At 48.7% G+C, this 15,227-nt stretch carries 15 protein-coding genes; 4 read left to right on the top strand and 11 right to left on the bottom strand.

The window, feature by feature from the left end:
* Window positions 1-10 precede the first annotated feature (10 nt).
* The 3 genes from ON05_RS19725 to ON05_RS19715 all read right to left on the bottom strand — a co-directional run bounded on the left by ON05_RS19725 (window position 11) and on the right by ON05_RS19715 (window position 2,179).
* A complete protein-coding gene (locus ON05_RS19725) occupies window positions 11-1,354 on the bottom strand; it encodes a GTPase family protein (RefSeq protein ID WP_010473557.1) in 1,344 nt (447 codons plus the stop codon).
* 86 nt (window positions 1,355-1,440) lie between these two features.
* Window positions 1,441-1,740, bottom strand: coding sequence for a DUF2973 domain-containing protein (locus ON05_RS19720; RefSeq protein WP_010473559.1), 300 nt, complete (start codon window positions 1,738-1,740; stop codon window positions 1,441-1,443).
* A gap of 121 nt (window positions 1,741-1,861) precedes the next feature.
* A complete protein-coding gene (locus tag ON05_RS19715) occupies window positions 1,862-2,179 on the bottom strand; it encodes a DUF2605 domain-containing protein (protein WP_010473561.1) in 318 nt (105 codons plus the stop codon).
* A gap of 1,162 nt (window positions 2,180-3,341) precedes the next feature.
* Here ON05_RS19715 and ON05_RS19710 point away from each other — a divergent pair.
* Window positions 3,342-3,656 carry a Mo-dependent nitrogenase C-terminal domain-containing protein gene (locus ON05_RS19710; protein ID WP_010473562.1) on the top strand — a complete coding sequence of 105 codons (315 nt, stop codon included), beginning with the start codon at window positions 3,342-3,344 and terminating at the stop codon, window positions 3,654-3,656.
* Between the two features lie 37 nt (window positions 3,657-3,693).
* Here ON05_RS19710 and ON05_RS19705 read toward each other — a convergent pair whose 3' ends face one another.
* A complete protein-coding gene (locus ON05_RS19705) occupies window positions 3,694-5,325 on the bottom strand; it encodes a CPBP family intramembrane glutamic endopeptidase (RefSeq protein WP_010473563.1) in 1,632 nt (543 codons plus the stop codon).
* A 255-nt stretch (window positions 5,326-5,580) separates the two neighbouring features.
* Between ON05_RS19705 and ON05_RS19700 the strand changes: the two genes are divergently transcribed.
* The 3 genes from ON05_RS19700 to ON05_RS19690 all read left to right on the top strand — a co-directional run bounded on the left by ON05_RS19700 (window position 5,581) and on the right by ON05_RS19690 (window position 8,558).
* Window positions 5,581-6,915, top strand: a complete 1,335-nt coding sequence (locus ON05_RS19700) for a histidine phosphatase family protein (protein ID WP_010473564.1) — start codon at window positions 5,581-5,583, stop codon at window positions 6,913-6,915.
* 50 nt (window positions 6,916-6,965) lie between these two features.
* On the top strand, window positions 6,966-8,240 hold the full coding sequence (locus ON05_RS19695) for a dihydroorotase (protein WP_010473570.1): 1,275 nt from the start codon (window positions 6,966-6,968) through the stop codon (window positions 8,238-8,240).
* Window positions 8,241-8,309: 69 nt separating this feature from the next.
* Window positions 8,310-8,558 (top strand): Ycf34 family protein, encoded by a 249-nt coding sequence (locus ON05_RS19690; RefSeq protein WP_010473572.1) that lies wholly within the window; start codon window positions 8,310-8,312, stop codon window positions 8,556-8,558.
* A 41-nt stretch (window positions 8,559-8,599) separates the two neighbouring features.
* On the opposite strand, the gene era is transcribed toward ON05_RS19690, so the two are convergent.
* From era to sufU, 7 genes are all read right to left on the bottom strand, one after another.
* A complete protein-coding gene (gene era, locus ON05_RS19685) occupies window positions 8,600-9,547 on the bottom strand; it encodes a GTPase Era (protein ID WP_010473573.1) in 948 nt (315 codons plus the stop codon).
* Between the two features lie 47 nt (window positions 9,548-9,594).
* Window positions 9,595-10,290, bottom strand: a complete 696-nt coding sequence (locus ON05_RS19680; RefSeq protein ID WP_010473575.1) for a TrkA family potassium uptake protein — start codon at window positions 10,288-10,290, stop codon at window positions 9,595-9,597.
* Window positions 10,291-10,332: 42 nt separating this feature from the next.
* A complete protein-coding gene (locus ON05_RS19675; RefSeq protein ID WP_010473576.1) occupies window positions 10,333-11,667 on the bottom strand; it encodes a TrkH family potassium uptake protein in 1,335 nt (444 codons plus the stop codon).
* Window positions 11,668-11,745: 78 nt separating this feature from the next.
* On the bottom strand, window positions 11,746-12,957 hold the full coding sequence (locus tag ON05_RS19670) for an aspartate aminotransferase (protein WP_010473580.1): 1,212 nt from the start codon (window positions 12,955-12,957) through the stop codon (window positions 11,746-11,748).
* Window positions 12,954-14,117 carry an iron-containing alcohol dehydrogenase family protein gene (locus ON05_RS19665; RefSeq protein ID WP_029315205.1) on the bottom strand — a complete coding sequence of 388 codons (1,164 nt, stop codon included), beginning with the start codon at window positions 14,115-14,117 and terminating at the stop codon, window positions 12,954-12,956. The genes ON05_RS19670 and ON05_RS19665 overlap by 4 nt, the downstream gene beginning before the upstream one ends.
* Window positions 14,118-14,196: 79 nt before the next feature.
* Complete coding sequence (locus ON05_RS19660; protein WP_010473582.1) at window positions 14,197-14,736, bottom strand: Ycf51 family protein; 540 nt, start codon at window positions 14,734-14,736, stop codon at window positions 14,197-14,199.
* Complete coding sequence (gene sufU, locus ON05_RS19655; protein ID WP_010473583.1) at window positions 14,736-15,215, bottom strand: Fe-S cluster assembly sulfur transfer protein SufU; 480 nt, start codon at window positions 15,213-15,215, stop codon at window positions 14,736-14,738. The genes ON05_RS19660 and sufU overlap by 1 nt, the downstream gene beginning before the upstream one ends.
* Between the last annotated feature and the right edge of the window lie 12 nt (window positions 15,216-15,227).

Raw genomic sequence — 15,227 nt, 5'->3', positions numbered from 1 at the left:
GAAATAAGGGTTATTCTGTCGGGGGGGATTGAGAGTCTGCCGACCAAACCTCTCCCTTAAACCGGATCTTGGCTTCTTGGAAAGATTGCTGCATCGTCTGCTGGATTTGCTGAGGATCAGGTGTTTTACCCCCCAATAGATCGCCAAAATAGACACAAGCCCCTTCTCCTAAGGCCCAGGTATAGGCAGCAGCCCAAGTCGCAGCGACCACACTACCAAAGCCAGGTACAAACTTGATCAGTTCACGGCCTACAACTTGCGCAATAAAACCACCTGCGATCGCACTAATCACTCCCCCAGCCTGGGACAAACTGAGGGATTGGCCATATAGTCGCCCTAAGAGACTGACTAACGTGACTTGAAGTGCCGTTAAAGCTGGCATCGTTGCAAACGGCAGAGGAACTGCCGCTAAAGTCGCCGCCATAGCGGCAAAGGTCGTCAAATAGCGTCGACTGGTTTCCCGATAAAGGGAGCCAATTTCAGTCCCGATACCGGCATCATCTAGGATTTGATGGAGGAGTCTCGATTCGGCTTCCGGCAGTAGCTCTGCCAACTGGTCTACAAAGGTATCCAAACCATAGAACAGGGGAGTAAATGCATCTTCCTCCAGAGTGAAGTCAATCAAGACGCTGCGATCGCAGATGCCTTCAAACTGCTTTTGGATCGCGGCAAACGCTCGTGAGACCTCAGCCTCATTAGGGGGATAAGCAGGATGATTCTCGACATGAGGGGGATAGAGTTCATGGGCACAAGTGACCGCTAGCAGGCAGGGAACTTGAGGATGTTGCTCTCGAAGCTGTGCAATCACATTTTGTAGAAAGTCCGTTGCAAAATCATTCAGTTTTACGGTGAGAATCATGACCTTCGCTGACGGCGTATCGACAGTCAGACTGCTGTCAGGGGTGAGAAGCTGCGATAGCTCCATCATCGGATCAGAGGTATCTGGCTGGGCCTCTCCCAATCCCATCGTGTCGGTGAAATAGAGAAGCGGTAGCTCCTCCGTGGGATATGCATATTGCTGAGTATGAGCGGTATGGGGACGGAACCCTTGGCCAATAATGTCTGTAGTCGCCCCCGTTAGACTCCGGATAATGGAACTTTTGCCTGATTGAGGCTTACCAATCAAAATGACTTCTGTGGTCGGTAAGGTTGCTTTCACCCGCTCTAAGATAGCCGCAACCTCTTGCTCATCGATCTGAAAGTATCGCTTTAAGGATTGGCTACCTTGCCGGATCGGCTGTAATAAGTGTCGAGCAGTTTTGAGAAATTTCTTGGCTGGACCTGGCTGCCAAAACTTTTTGGAGATCGACTGAGGAGGGCAGGAGGGATCTGGCGGTTGAGAATTTTCCACCATTGGATATCAAGGGTTACAACGAAAGAGGATGCTCGTCGGCACAGACTCTCACCATTATGGGCAAGCCGCAAATGGAGCCTAGCGGCCTAAACGTCCTCTTTAGAGCCTGGTGATTGATTGTAAAGGGCATCTAACTGCTCTCGGGCATCCTCTACACTCATGGAACGCATGACGAGCAGAGGCTCATCAATCACATTGCCAGCTTCATCCAGAAGCTCTGGATGGGGGACTAATTGAGGCTTATCTTCTGGATAAGCGGGAGGAGGAAGGGGCAAGTGATAATCGCGCTGGGATAGAAAGCCCACCGAATAAACGTTACGGATCAAGTTGCCTACCGCCAATACCGCTAACACGATAAAGGCAATCATATATAGAATCTGAAGCATCATCCATAGCCCTCCCAAGCCAAGATTATTTCAGGGATTGCTCGTAGCCTGACATCTTTTAATGCAAGCTGAAATTATAATTATAGTGATCTAGTCTTCTTTGAAATTTAAACCATTTTGCTCAATTTGACTGCCCTAGACGAAGCTGGATCATGATCTGCCAACACTCAGACACTAGATCATGCCAGGTTTCCAGCAAATTTAGCTCAATCCCAATTTGTCCATATGTTGCTTTGAATAGACTGCGAGCAGCAATCACCTCTGACAAAGTTTGGTGCACCCGTCCGAGTAAATCAGATTGCTGTTGAGTATCAAGAAAATCAATTTCCTCGAACTCTAATAGGGAACGAGAGCGACTAAGCCAGTAATGATAGTCTCCCAGTAGTGGCCCTAAACGGACCGAGAACAGGTCTGGTTCAGGAAAGTATGGATTTATCATCGAACTATATTTTTTATTGATTAAAAATAAATATTTGATTCTTTTTCCTACATACTACCAATGTTTTTTAACTTTATTTAATCTTCTCTCAGTTTCAGACTCTTACCAAACCGCCATTTTATGACGGACCAAATCACAACCTAGTCAGTAGCAACCTTTGGCTCGTCATTTGTTCCATAGAGTACAAGAATTAGGTCTGTTTTCCTGATTTTTCAAGCCTTAGGACAATTACTGAGAGGTAGGCATTGATTTCAATTCTTAATTATTTTCTAAGATTTAAGCTGTCTTTTTATCAATACCCAACTACACCAAGGACAGAGCATGAACAAGTCTGTTATCGATAGCCCAGGGAGTTCAGAATTTTTAGGTCGAATACTCTTACCCAATATGTGTTGTCGCTAGCGGCTATAGAACTAGAAGATATGGTGCTTTTAAAAATGGCCTTCTCTGAAGTCAATGCAGTGAGAGCTGCACCTTGATGCGACCAAGGCAAACCGCACAAGTCTTATCCCCACCTCTTCTGCAAAGAGATTGCAGTGTAAGCAATCACAAATACGCCTGGTGCTCAGGCCTAACTCAACCTTGGACACATACAGCTCTATATCAAATTGACTCGTTCTGAAGATCTGCAGAGATTCAATAGAGAACTGGCATAAAATTCTATCGATCTCACGATATATCAAATAGAACAAAGCCAAAACTGACGCATCATATTCACAATTGCTTGATGTAATCTCCTTATTTTTCTCCATTTATACGTAATTAAGTATGAAGCTCTAGAACCCAGGTTCCATAAATATACGGAGACCCTGAAGCTTTCTGCGAACATCTACGCAATTCACGGCAAAAAAATACTGTTTATTTCTTTGAAAGTTCCGTGATTATCCTCAAGGATTTTCGGGGCAAGTTGAACATAATAACAGTAACAAAAGAGTCCAGACCGCTAATTCCCCAAGCAGTTCGCATTCATCTTCTACTACTACTGCCCAGAGCAAGGAGTCCGTTCTGATGTTAGAAGCTATCATTACTCAAATTTTAAGCATCTGGGTTATCGCTTGTGCTTTCGGCTGTTACTTCTCTATCGAAGCCCAAAATAACAACTATTAAGCCTTTTATTTCAACTTTCCTAAACGTACCTATCTTATTTAAATCGAATCAAACGATGCAATCTACCGCTCTGAATATCCCACCTAGCCCTTCACCCATTAATCCCATTAAAGCGTTCTGTAAGAAAGTCGTTCGCTGGTATTTCTCGACCCTTGATCTTGAAAACCCTCAAGTCGCCCATCGAATTTGTCAACTGATTCCTGCACAATGTCCTTTTGAAAGAGATATCGTATTTTTCGGGCATGAATTATTTCATATTCCCCCGATGTGCAAGCTAAACCCAGCCTACGATGAGTTTGTTGAACTGCGGTTTAAAGCTTTAGTCTTCTTAGCTGATGAATGTGGTGAAGATGTTACCCAGTATTGCTAATCGATATCAGCAATACTCAATGGACTATCACAGATCTTTAACGAGCACTACTCCCTAGAATCAGTAAACTCAAGAACGAACCACTGTTCCACAGGCTGTGCAACAACATCGAAGCCAGCAAATTCCGAGAACGAGAATACACAAATCCCAAAACACAGCCTAAGACAGACAGCGGCAAGATATCGGCCAAGTTGAGATGGGCGACTGCAAATACAATCCCGCTGATACCGATTGCCCCCCACATGGGAAGATATCGGGTTAAAGACGTTAAGAAAAACCCACGAAATAGAATCTCTTCAAAGACAGGCGCTAGAACAGCCACCATGATGAATAAGAGGCTAGCAGTCACGGGGTCATGGCTTTGGATAATCAGCTCTAACAGAGGATTTCCGCCCCCTTGATCACCTAATATTTTTTGATTCAACAGGGCAATTAAAATCACGAGAGGGAGAGCTGCAAAATAACCGCTCATTCCCCAGACTAACCAATTTCCCTGCCAACGAATCCTAAACCATTTGAAGGGAGTGGAGAGAAACCCTTTCAAAGACCAGATCAAGATAGATAAGCCCACCACCACCAGAATGGCATAGTTGGAAAAGGCTAAATAGGCCTGGGGGCGAGCACCTAAAGCAGTCGGTTTAATCCCTAAGACATAGATCAGTACAGGAATCGACAAACTCACCGCAAAGAAGGCAATAAACCATAACACCATCACTTGCCAGATCAGATCGGGAGGCCACAAGACTGAGTTAGCCAGACTTGTTTGGGCTAAGTAGACTTGCGATTCATCAATGGCTGATGCCTCAAGATTGGGTGCAACCTTCGCATCAGTGGGTGGCATTTGAAAATCCTGTAAGGGATGAGGGGATGGCGGTGAACTAGACGCCCCGGTTCGTTGTCGCCAAGATCGGACGAGCCAAAACAGTAAAATAATGACCCCGACACCGTTCCCCACCAAGGTCAGGCCGTTAATCGTTACGACCCGAACCAGGGCGCTGCTGGCCGTGATTTGCTGGTCAATCTGTAAAGTCGTGAGGTCGTCTTGACGTTGAGATAAGGTAAACAGACGTTCTAAGGCTTGGTCTTCAAACCAGCCGGATAGCTGAGATTGAAGGGATTGTTGAGCATTGGGCAGCAGTTGAGGTGGATCGCTCCATAGCCCCATTAAACTGGAGGCGGCGGCGGCATTACTGACGGTAGTTTGGGAGGTGGTCAGGGGAGACCAGGTTGCGATCGCATCCTCGACCTGATCCGACTGAGCCAGCAGTAAACCAATTCTGAGATCTAAATTATCCCTGAACTGACTGCGATTTTGCTGTTGAGCCATCGCTGTAGCATCCTCCGATGAAGCCGTTTTCTCCATCCGCTCCAAATCCGTTTGCACCGAACTGCGGACCTGGCGGTAAGCTTTCAGAGCTGCGGCTACAGGATCAGCTTCTAAAAGAGGATTAGAAAGGGTTTGAGTTGGCGCTTCATCTTCAACGACCGGCTGCCATTCCGACGCTTGCAACAACAAATCACTTTGATAGAGATTGAGCTGACTTTGGGCTTTAGGCTGACTCCAACTGCTAATCAGTTCCACGCTAATCAGAAAGGTTACAATCGCGGTCAAAATGATTAAGACTAAGCGATAGCGCTGTTGCTGCTGAATTTTTTGATCATTTGCCATATTGAAGTCTTTGCCCTCATCACGTTGGATATGGAGTCTTTGCCATCGACAGCTTTCTTATCCTAATCTTTGTTGTCTCATTGATCGGTTCCTGCCGATCAATGCACTCGAAATGAGGATTCACTAACCAACAACCCTCACCACAGGTTAAAATCTTTCTGGCCTCAGCTTAGACCACTCTGAATATCAAGTGAGCGCCATCCTGATGCAGCCGTTATCCTTCTGGAGGTCAAGTCCCTGGCTACTCGCGTAATATTGGTCCGGCATGGTGAAAGCACCTTTAATGTAGAAGGCCGCGTCCAAGGTCATCTTGATGAATCATCCTTAACCGAACAAGGATTAGCTGATGCCCGTCGAGTGGGTGAGGCTTTAAACGGAATTGCTTTTGATGCTATTTACTGCAGCCCGTTGCAGCGAGCTGGACAAACGGCTGCAACGATTCATGATGCCCTCGCTAATAATGCTGCAGTCCCAGCGATCCAGGTGGAACAAGGATTGATTGAGATTGGCCTCCCCCTTTGGGAAGGCATGCTCTTTGAGCAGGTCAAAACCGATTTCCCAGAACAATATCAATGTTGGAATTCTGCTCCAGAGAAGCTCTGTATGGAGCTATCTAGCCCAGAAGGTTCCGAATCTTTTTATCCTGTCCCGGCGCTCTACGACCAGGCCAAAGCCCTATGGCAAAAACTGCTGCCTCAACATGAGGGGCAAACCATCTTATTAGTCGGCCATAGCGGCATTAACCGAGCGTTACTCAGCACCGCTCTCGGATTAACCCCCGATCGCTATCAACGACTCCAGCAAGCCAACTGCAATATTAGCGTTCTCAATTTCCCCGATGGCTTTAAGCAAAAGCCGCAGCTTGAAGCCCTGAACTTAACAAATCATCTCGGATTGCCATTACCCAAATTATGGCGGCATTATCAGGGATTACGCCTTATTCTCGTGCGCCATGGCGAAACGGACTGGAATCGTCGCGGCCAGTTTCAAGGACAAATCGATGTGCCCTTGAATGACAATGGTCGTGGCCAAGGTCAGCAGGCCGCCGATTTCCTCAAAACAATTCCCATTGACTTTGCCATCAGCAGCTCTCTGGCTCGCCCCAAAGAAACCGCAGAACTAATTCTCCAGCATCACCCTCAGGTGCAGCTCGATCTTTCAGAACCTTTATGGGAAATTAGCCATGGGACCTGGGAAGGCTGTTTAGAATCTGAAATTGAAGACCACTATCCCGGTGAGCTTGATCGGTGGCGTACAGCCCCAGAAACCGTGCAAATGCCGGAAGGTGAAAATTTGCAACAGGTTTGGGACCGAGCCATTGCCGCTTGGGATGATATTGTTGCCCAAGCCTTAGCCACTGGTAAAACAGAACAAACGGGATTAGTGGTGGCCCATGATGCCATTAACAAAGTGGTGCTCTGTCATCTTGCTGGGTTAGGACCGGAACACTTTTGGTGCTTCAAACAGGGCAATGGCGCCGTCAGCGTCATCGATTATGATACGGACGGTCACCCCATTTTGCAGGCGATGAATATCACCACCCATTTAGCAGGCGGTGTATTGGACCAAACAGCAGCAGGGGCGCTATAACTGGTATCCATCTTTAGTCTTGATCTAGGAGAACCCACGACGGATCGGGTATGACACAAGAACAGCTCAAACAAGTGCGCGTGTTAGATCCACCGTCACAAGTTGATCGGGTGGCTGATGTCCTAATTGAAGATGGCACAATCATAGACATCACAGAACCCGGTTCCAGCAATGTCTCTAACGGTCAGGAACGGGATTGTTCAGGACTGATCTTAGCGCCTGGACTTGTTGATCTCTATAGCCATTCCGACGATCCGGGGTTTGAAACACGGGAGACCTTGGCGTCTTTGACCGCATCTGCGATCGCAGGGGGTTTCACCCGCCTCACCCTTCTCCCCGATACCCATCCGCCGCTGGATAATGGCGATGGTTTAGCTCGAATCAAAGCTCAGCTTCCCCCTGATTTACCTCTGCAAGTCCAAGCTTGGGGTGCCATGACCCAAAATCTGGAAGGCAAGCAGCTGGTTGAATATGCGGATTTAATTCAAGCTGGGGTGGTCGGGTTTAGTGATGGCCGATCGCTTCAAAACGCCATCTTATTGCGACGACTCTGTGAATATCTAGGGGCTGAGTCCTACCCCATTGCCCTTTGGCCTTGCGATCCAGCCTTAGCAGGCAGTGGCGTTATGCGCGAAGGCCTCGATGCCCTGCGATTAGGGTTATCAGAAGCCCCCACCATGGCTGAGACATCGGTCTTAGCAGCCCTGTTAGAAATCATCTCTGCAACTCAGGTGCCTGTTCATATTATGCGGGTGTCTACGGCTCGAAGTGTCGAGCTGATTCAAGCTGCCAAAGCTCGTGGTCTACCAATCACGGCCAGTACCACCTGGATGCATGTGTTAGGCAATAGCCAGTCTCTAAGTACCTATGATGTCAACTGGCGATTAGATCCTCCCGTTGGCAATATCGAAGATCAGGAGGCGTTGATTCAAGGATTAGAAACGGGTGTTATCGATGCGATCGCCATTGATCATCATGCCTATACCTATGAAGAAAGAACCGTTGCCTTCAGTGCGGCTCCTCCTGGCGCCATTGGCTTAGAGCTGGCATTATCCCTACTGTGGCAGTCCTTGGTCGCCAGCAAGCGCTGGTCACCCCTCACCCTATGGCAACGGCTCAGTACCTCACCTAGCCACTGTTTGGGACAAGCGCCTTCCAGGGTGGAAGTGGGGCAGCCCGCAGAAATGGTGCTCTTTGATCCTCAGCAGTCCTGGTGTGCTAACGCCCAAACCTTAAAATCCCTGAGCCAGAATACGCCCTGGTATGGGCAGCCCCTTACAGGCAGGGTTATACAAACCTGGCATCCTCAATCGCAAATCCGCTAAAGTGTCGGTAAGGGGCTAGGAGTTGTCCTGGGGCAGCGAGGCTCTAGCCATTCGATGAGGGCGAGAACCATGTGTATTTGCATCAATTGCCAATTCGTTGATCAATGCATCACCTATCATGCGGTAGAAACCCAGCATCTACAGCCTCATCTCACCGATCATCCCAAGTTTGAACCCGAGCAACCGACGATTAATGTCAATATCCGCAATCGCGGGGAAGAGATCGAAATGGAATGGGATGTCGTCGGATGTGCCAGCTTTTCCGAGGATGCAGGTAAATGGGCACGGCTCAGACCGGGAGAACTAGTGCCCACCTAGCGCAGCACTCAACAGGAATCCACGAGATTGATCGGACGCGCCTAATTTGATTCCACCTGATATCCCAATTCCGCCAACTGCATTCTGGACTGCCGCCATTTGGGTTGCACCTTAACAAACAGCTCCAAATAAACTTTACCTGCAATCAGTTTTTGAATTTGTTGGCGGGCTTCGGTGCCAATGGCTTTGAGCATACTGCCCTTTTTGCCAATGAGAATCTGTTTTTGAGAGGGGCGTTCCACATGAATGGTGGCTAAAATACGGGTGATTTTGGGTGATTCATCGACTCGCTCAATCACAATAGCCACAGAATGGGGGACTTCTTGCCGGGTCAGCAGCAAAATTTGTTCTCGAATCAACTCTCCCATAATGAACCGTTCCGGCTGATCGGTCACCAGATCGGGGGGGTAATAGTAAGGACCAGGAGCCAGCTTTTCAATCAGTTGGCGCTGCAGCGACTTGAGTTTGGCCGTCGTTAACGCCGAAAATTTACACACGGGCCAATGGTGTTCTTTCGCCAGGGCCTTATAGGTTTGGTCTAATGTCAAGGCCTGCTGGGCTGTTTTCCGCTGTATATCAAGCTTATTCAGCCCTAGGATGACAGGTGTGTTGGTTTGGGCCAGTAACTGGGCAATAAATCGGTCTCCACCCCCTAACGGCTCTGAGCAATCCACCACAAATAACACCACATCCACCGCATGAATAGCCATGCGCGCATTTTTGACTAAGATTTCCCCCAATTGATGATGTGGCTTATGGATACCAGGAGTATCCACAAAAATCATTTGGGCTATGGGGGTGGTTAAAATCCCCCGGAGGCGATTGCGGGTGGTTTGGGCCACTGGAGACGTAATCGCGATTTTCTGCCCAATCAGTTGATTCATCAACGTCGACTTCCCCACGTTGGGCCGACCAACAATGGCAACAAAGCCTGACTTGAACTCAGGAGAGGCTTGGGGGATAGAAGTTAAAGACGAGACATCAGACAAAGCTAGGACTTATTCCTCAAGCTGTAGGCTATTAACATTATCACCTGTTAAAGAGGCAGCTCATCAATCGCTTTGGTTTCCCCAATCACCACCATCACAGATCCTTTTTGCAAATTGAGATCGGGACTGGGATTGATATTAAATTTCTGATCGCGACAAATCGCTAGAACGTTGAGGCCATAACGACTACGAAGCTGCAATTCTCCAATCGATTTATTATGAAATTCATCAGGCACCACAATTTCAACGATGCTATGCTGCGGATCTAGCTCAAAGTGATCCAGGATAGAAGGCTTCGTCAGGGTCCGGGCCAAGGCATAGCCCGCTTCATTTTCAGGAAAGACCACCTGATCAGCCCCGACTCGTTTGAGCAGCTTACCATGCACTTCTGAAGAAGCTTTAGCCACGACTTTGGCAACACCGGCTTCTTTAACATTGAGAGTCGTAATAATGCTTTCTTGCAGATAGTTACCGATGGCAATAATGACCGTATCAAACTCGTAAATTCCTGCTTCCTTCAACGCCAATGGATCCGTGGAATCAAGCTGCAGCGCATGGGCCGCCCAGTGATTATTGACGACTTCGGTTACACGTTTTTCATCAATATCCGTCCCTAACACTTCTTGACCCGCCTGATGTAAGGCCTGGCAAGCCGCTCGACCAAAACGACCTAAGCCGATCACAGCAAACTGCTGTTTTTTCTTGTTAAGACCTGGGAATAAACTCAATGATGATAAATTCACGGGTGTATATCCATAATGCTAGTTTTTTATCCAAAAAGCGAGTTAGCCGACCAATAAAGACTCTTCTGGATACCGAACAGTACTAGGGCGAGGATCGCCCAATAAGGCTGCCATTAAGAGTAAGACACCGACGCGCCCCATATACATGGTGGCGGCCAAAATAAGTTTCGAACTTCCGGTTAAAGCCGCCGTAATCCCAGTCGATAAACCAACCGTGGCATAAGCAGACACCACTTCAAACAAAATATTGATGAATTCCACCCCTGGATCAGCAATCGACATTAAGGTGGTCGCCGATACAATCGTGGTGATTGAACCCACCACGACCCCCACCGCTTTCAGAATCAAGGATACGGGGATTTGGCGTTCATACATGGTGACGGATTCCTTGCCCCGGAGAATCGCTTTGGTACAACTACTTAAGACTCGAATCGTGGTCGTCTTCACCCCACCCCCCGTTCCACCCGGACTACCGCCTACATACATAAAGGCAATGGTCAGGAATAACCCTGCATTAGTCATACTGCCAATATCAATGGTGTTAAACCCAGCGGTACGGGTCGTCATGGACTGAAACCAGGCTGAGATCAGCTGATCATTCCAGCTCAGAGATTGTAAAGTGTCTGGATTACGAGATTCTGTCAGGTAAAAAGCGATGGTGCCTAGGGTTAATAGCATCACTGTGGTACTCGTCACCACTCGAAAATTAAGAGAGAACAGGGTTCGTTTTTGTTTCCCGGTTAGACGATCGCGCAGCCACAAATACACTTCAAAAATAGCTTCATAGCCAATGCCGCCAATAATGACTAGACCAGAAATGGTGAGATTGACGATCCAGGAAAACTGATAGCTACTCAGGCTATCCGGGAATAAGCTAAATCCGGCATTATTCCAAGCGCTGATGCTGTGAAACACGGCATACCAGAGGGCAAGGGGGGTCGGATACTGCTGGCTAAACACCCCAAATAGGAAGATCATACCCAGCAGCTCAAAGACCAAGATAGTGGCAATGATGGACACCACTACCTGGTTAGATCCCTGTAATTTAGAGCGATCTAAGGCCTGCTGGAGGGCAATCTTATCTCTGAGGCCAAATTTCCGTCCCAGTAACAACAGCAAAAACGTGGTGGACACCATATACCCCAACCCTCCCAACTGGATCAGGGTGAGGATAAAGACCTGGCCTACAGGGGAGAAGTAGGATCCCGTATCCACCACCACATGGCCCGTGACGCAAACAGCAGAGGTGGCCGTAAACAGGGCAATAACAGGGCTATTCCAGTTTCCACTAGCTGTTGAGATGGGGAGCAGAAGTAAGCCTGCACCGACTAAGATGGCGACTAAAAATCCTAAACAGATGCTTCTAGAAACGGTCATGGCTCCTCCCAAATAGCAGGGGGAAGCCGCTCTGACTTGAGAAACAACAAATGATCACAGATGTTTGAAACCTTCCCTTCATGATGGGCTGATAACGTTGCTGGTAGGCATACCACAAATCTGAGATTGACGGATACGATGAATGGCTTCACCGAGGCGATCGCAATCCGCGATCAAACTAATCCGCAAATAGCCTTCGCCATGATGACCAAAGGCACTCCCTGGCGTCATCACAATTCCGGTTTCTTGGATCAGCTTTAAGGCAAAGTCTGCGGAGGACATCTCTACAGGACAGGGTGCCCATAAATACATGGTTGCTTTCGTTTTGGGGATGTGCCAGCCCAACTCTCCCAATCCGGCAATGACAAAATCTCGTCGCTCTCGGTAGCGCTGCTGAACCCCTTGCAAATGGCTATCGGGCAGTTGCAGCGCGGTTTGAGCGGCCGCCTGAACCACGGCAAAAATGCCATAGTCTAAGTTGGTTTTCAAGGTTCGCAGCCCTTGAATAATTTGGGGATTTCCCACCACAAACCCCACCCGCCAACCAGCCATATTGTAGGTTTTGGACAGGGTATGAAATTCAACACCAATCTCCTTTGCCCCTGGAATTTCCAGCAGGCTGACAGGCTGATAGCCATCAAACGCTAGCTCGGCATAGCAGAGGTCATGAACCAGCAAAATTTGATGTTTACGAGCAAAGGCGACAATTTCTGTAAACAGCTCTCGGGGGGCCACAGCCGTCGTCGGATTACTGGGGTAATTGAAGTAGAGGATTTTGGCCCGTTCTGCCACCTGATCGGGAATGCTGCCTAAGTCAATCAGCCAGTCATTTTCTGCCTTTAAGGGCAAACCGTAAATTTCCGCTCCGGCCAGGGCGGGGCCGCGAAAGTGAGGTGGGTAGGCCGGATTGGGGACCAACACCACATCCCCCGGATTGATATAGGCCAGGGCGAGGTGGGTTAAGCCTTCTTTTGAGCCGAGTAACGGTAAAGCCTCAATTTCAGGATCGAGCAATACGTCATATCGGCGATGATACCAATCGGTAATGGTATGACGAAAGTCTGCATGGCCTTCAAAGGGAGGATAGCCATGATTATTGGGAGATTTCAGGGCTGCGATCGCAGCTTCGATCACAGGTTCCGGCGGCGAACCATCCGGGTTACCCATGCCCAAATCAATCAGATCCAGCCCTTGCTGGCGGGCCGAGGTTTTGAGTTCATCTAAACGGGCAAATACATAAGGCGGCAATGCACTCAATCGGTTAGCCGGTTTGATCCAATCCAAACTCATGGGCAAACCTCTTCCGATGGAGAGCTTGGATTAGCACTACCGTCCGCCATGGGACTGGCCGTAGAGACCATCGCCGCTAGCAGCTGATCTGGCATCACCGTAAAGGGTAAATAGTGGAGATCTGAATCTGGCTGGCAAGCCACTTGTGCCGCCATTTGTAAGTCTTTCAGAGACACATCCTCCATCCCTAAATCGGCCAGAGTCATCGGTAAGCCAATCTCTTTATAGAATTTGAGCAGCTGATGGCGAGCCGTTGTCGCGAGATGGTTATGCTGGACTAGTTCTTCTAAACGCAACTGCACCAAAATGCCATAGGCCACTTTTTCCCCATGTAAGCTGGCGCGAGTCGGCGAGAGATGGGTCAGGCCATTATGGACGGCATGGGCAGCCACAGTACGACATTGGGCTCCTCCTAGTCCCCCGACCACTCCAGCCATTAACACCGTGGCATCCACCACTTGTCGCCACTCGTCACTGCCTGGTTGAGCAATGGCTTTCACGGATTTCTGAAACAGAATATCTCTGAGTACGCGGGCTTGTTGCACGGCAGCAATCGTTAGGGTTTCCTGGGAATGGCCGCTACTCACAGACGCTTCGTACCACTTCGCTAACGCATCCCCAATACCAGCAATCAGCGTTCGCGGGGGAGCAGTTTGGATCACCTCGTAATCCAGGATCAGTAAATCAGGACATCGAGGTAAACCGACATCATACTGAAATGCTCCTACCTCCGAATATAAGTTCGATAAAGCCGTCCAGGCCGCACAGGTGGCGGCAGAGGTGGGAATCGTGATCACGGGACAGCGGTTTTGATGGGCCAAGAGTTTGGCTGCATCTAACGCTTTGCCTCCGCCTACCCCAATAATGACGTCTGCACGATGACAGGTCACCGCCTCTCCTAAGGCCTTGAGACTGGCTTCACTGCAATCTTTGCCATAATGGGCAACCGCCAACTCCAACGTTGAAATTGCAGCCAAGTAAGGTTGCAAGACCGCTAAACTATGCTCTCCAGCGACCACTAGCGGTCGTTGGCCATAGGGCTGGATCAAAGATTCTAATTGAGCCAGACTTTGCTCAGCTCGAATGACACTTTGGGGTGCAATGGCTTGACTAGTGCACTCAACCGAGGAGGAGACAGAGGGTGATGAGAACTTAGACATAGGTGGGACGGTACGAAGCAATAAGTCAGTCCTCTCCTGATTCCCATTTGGCTAGGGAAGCTGACTTCCAATATTGATTTTAACTAGAGGAGGGATCAAAAGTCGTGGTGGCGAGAGCCGCTAAATTATCCTGATTCAAAGTGATTTTAGCGTTAGGGTCGTCACGAACGGTCAAAGAGCGCTGAATTTGCCCCAGGGGAATGAGTTGAGACATGCCTGATTTCTGATGCAAAATCGTGCGAACTTTGATGGTTAGGTCATTGGTGCCCCGACCGACTCGTCCGGGGGAGAATAGATTTTCTGAGGCTTGTAAGAGAGTCGCCTCCAATTCCGTAGGCGTAATCGTCGGTGAGACCGAGATCACTACTTCGGGGCCCGCTAAATCGTAAACCAGATTGTACTTAGCGGCTCCTGGAATCACAGCTTTACTTAAAGGGAAAAAGCTTAAGGCGAGTAAACTGCCCGTCAGCACCCCTAAAAGGCTGGTGATACCGACAAAGCGGAAGCGAATGCCCCACTTAAACACGAAAGCAAGCCCTGTAAACGCGCCGCTAACAAGCATGAAGATGGCACACCACTGACAAGCTTGCTGAAAAAACTCAGGGGTAGGGGTGGGCATTAATCATCCTCCTCATTGCTGACAAACTCATCCGCTGATTCTACACTCTGATGCTCTAAGGCGGGTTTAAGGGTGTGCCAGGTCAGGGTGGCACATTTAATCCGAACGGGCAATTGGGTCACCCCCTGCATAACGTTGAGCTGACGATGCTCTCGCGGGAAGTCTCCTTCGCCTTTCATCATATTTTGGAAGGCTTGGACTATTTGCAAGGCTTCAGGGATAGTTTTGCCCGGTATCGCATCCGCCATGAAATCAGTGGACACCATTGCGATCGCACATCCCTCACCTTCTAATTGAACGTCAGCAATCCGTTCTTCTAACGCTTCTAACTGAACCGTCAGCTCAATCGTATTGCCACAGGATGGATGATGTCCCCGTTGATGGCGATGGACTAGATCCGTCATGCCAAGATGACGAGACTTGTTGTAATGCTCTAATATGACTTGTTGATACAGTGTTCGTAAATTGTCCAAGGCCATAATCTTAAGGCG

Source organism: Acaryochloris sp. CCMEE 5410, assembly GCF_000238775.2.
GTDB lineage: Bacteria > Cyanobacteriota > Cyanobacteriia > Thermosynechococcales > Thermosynechococcaceae > Acaryochloris.
The sequence above is the reverse complement of the archived record's forward strand: the minus strand, read 5'-3'. Positions and strand labels throughout refer to the sequence as shown.

Coding starts and splice junctions, on each gene's coding strand:
- ON05_RS19690 (WP_010473572.1), top strand. CDS start 8,310: ATGTGTATTTGCATCAATTGCCAATTCGTTGATCAATGCATCACCTAT.
- ON05_RS19705 (WP_010473563.1), bottom strand. CDS start 5,325: ATGGCAAATGATCAAAAAATTCAGCAGCAACAGCGCTATCGCTTAGTC.
- ON05_RS19715 (WP_010473561.1), bottom strand. CDS start 2,179: ATGATAAATCCATACTTTCCTGAACCAGACCTGTTCTCGGTCCGTTTA.
- ON05_RS19675 (WP_010473576.1), bottom strand. CDS start 11,667: ATGACCGTTTCTAGAAGCATCTGTTTAGGATTTTTAGTCGCCATCTTA.
- sufU (WP_010473583.1), bottom strand. CDS start 15,215: ATGGCCTTGGACAATTTACGAACACTGTATCAACAAGTCATATTAGAG.
- ON05_RS19695 (WP_010473570.1), top strand. CDS start 6,966: ATGACACAAGAACAGCTCAAACAAGTGCGCGTGTTAGATCCACCGTCA.
- ON05_RS19710 (WP_010473562.1), top strand. CDS start 3,342: ATGCAATCTACCGCTCTGAATATCCCACCTAGCCCTTCACCCATTAAT.
- ON05_RS19720 (WP_010473559.1), bottom strand. CDS start 1,740: ATGCTTCAGATTCTATATATGATTGCCTTTATCGTGTTAGCGGTATTG.
- ON05_RS19725 (WP_010473557.1), bottom strand. CDS start 1,354: ATGGTGGAAAATTCTCAACCGCCAGATCCCTCCTGCCCTCCTCAGTCG.
- ON05_RS19660 (WP_010473582.1), bottom strand. CDS start 14,736: ATGCCCACCCCTACCCCTGAGTTTTTTCAGCAAGCTTGTCAGTGGTGT.
- ON05_RS19665 (WP_029315205.1), bottom strand. CDS start 14,117: ATGTCTAAGTTCTCATCACCCTCTGTCTCCTCCTCGGTTGAGTGCACT.
- ON05_RS19670 (WP_010473580.1), bottom strand. CDS start 12,957: ATGAGTTTGGATTGGATCAAACCGGCTAACCGATTGAGTGCATTGCCG.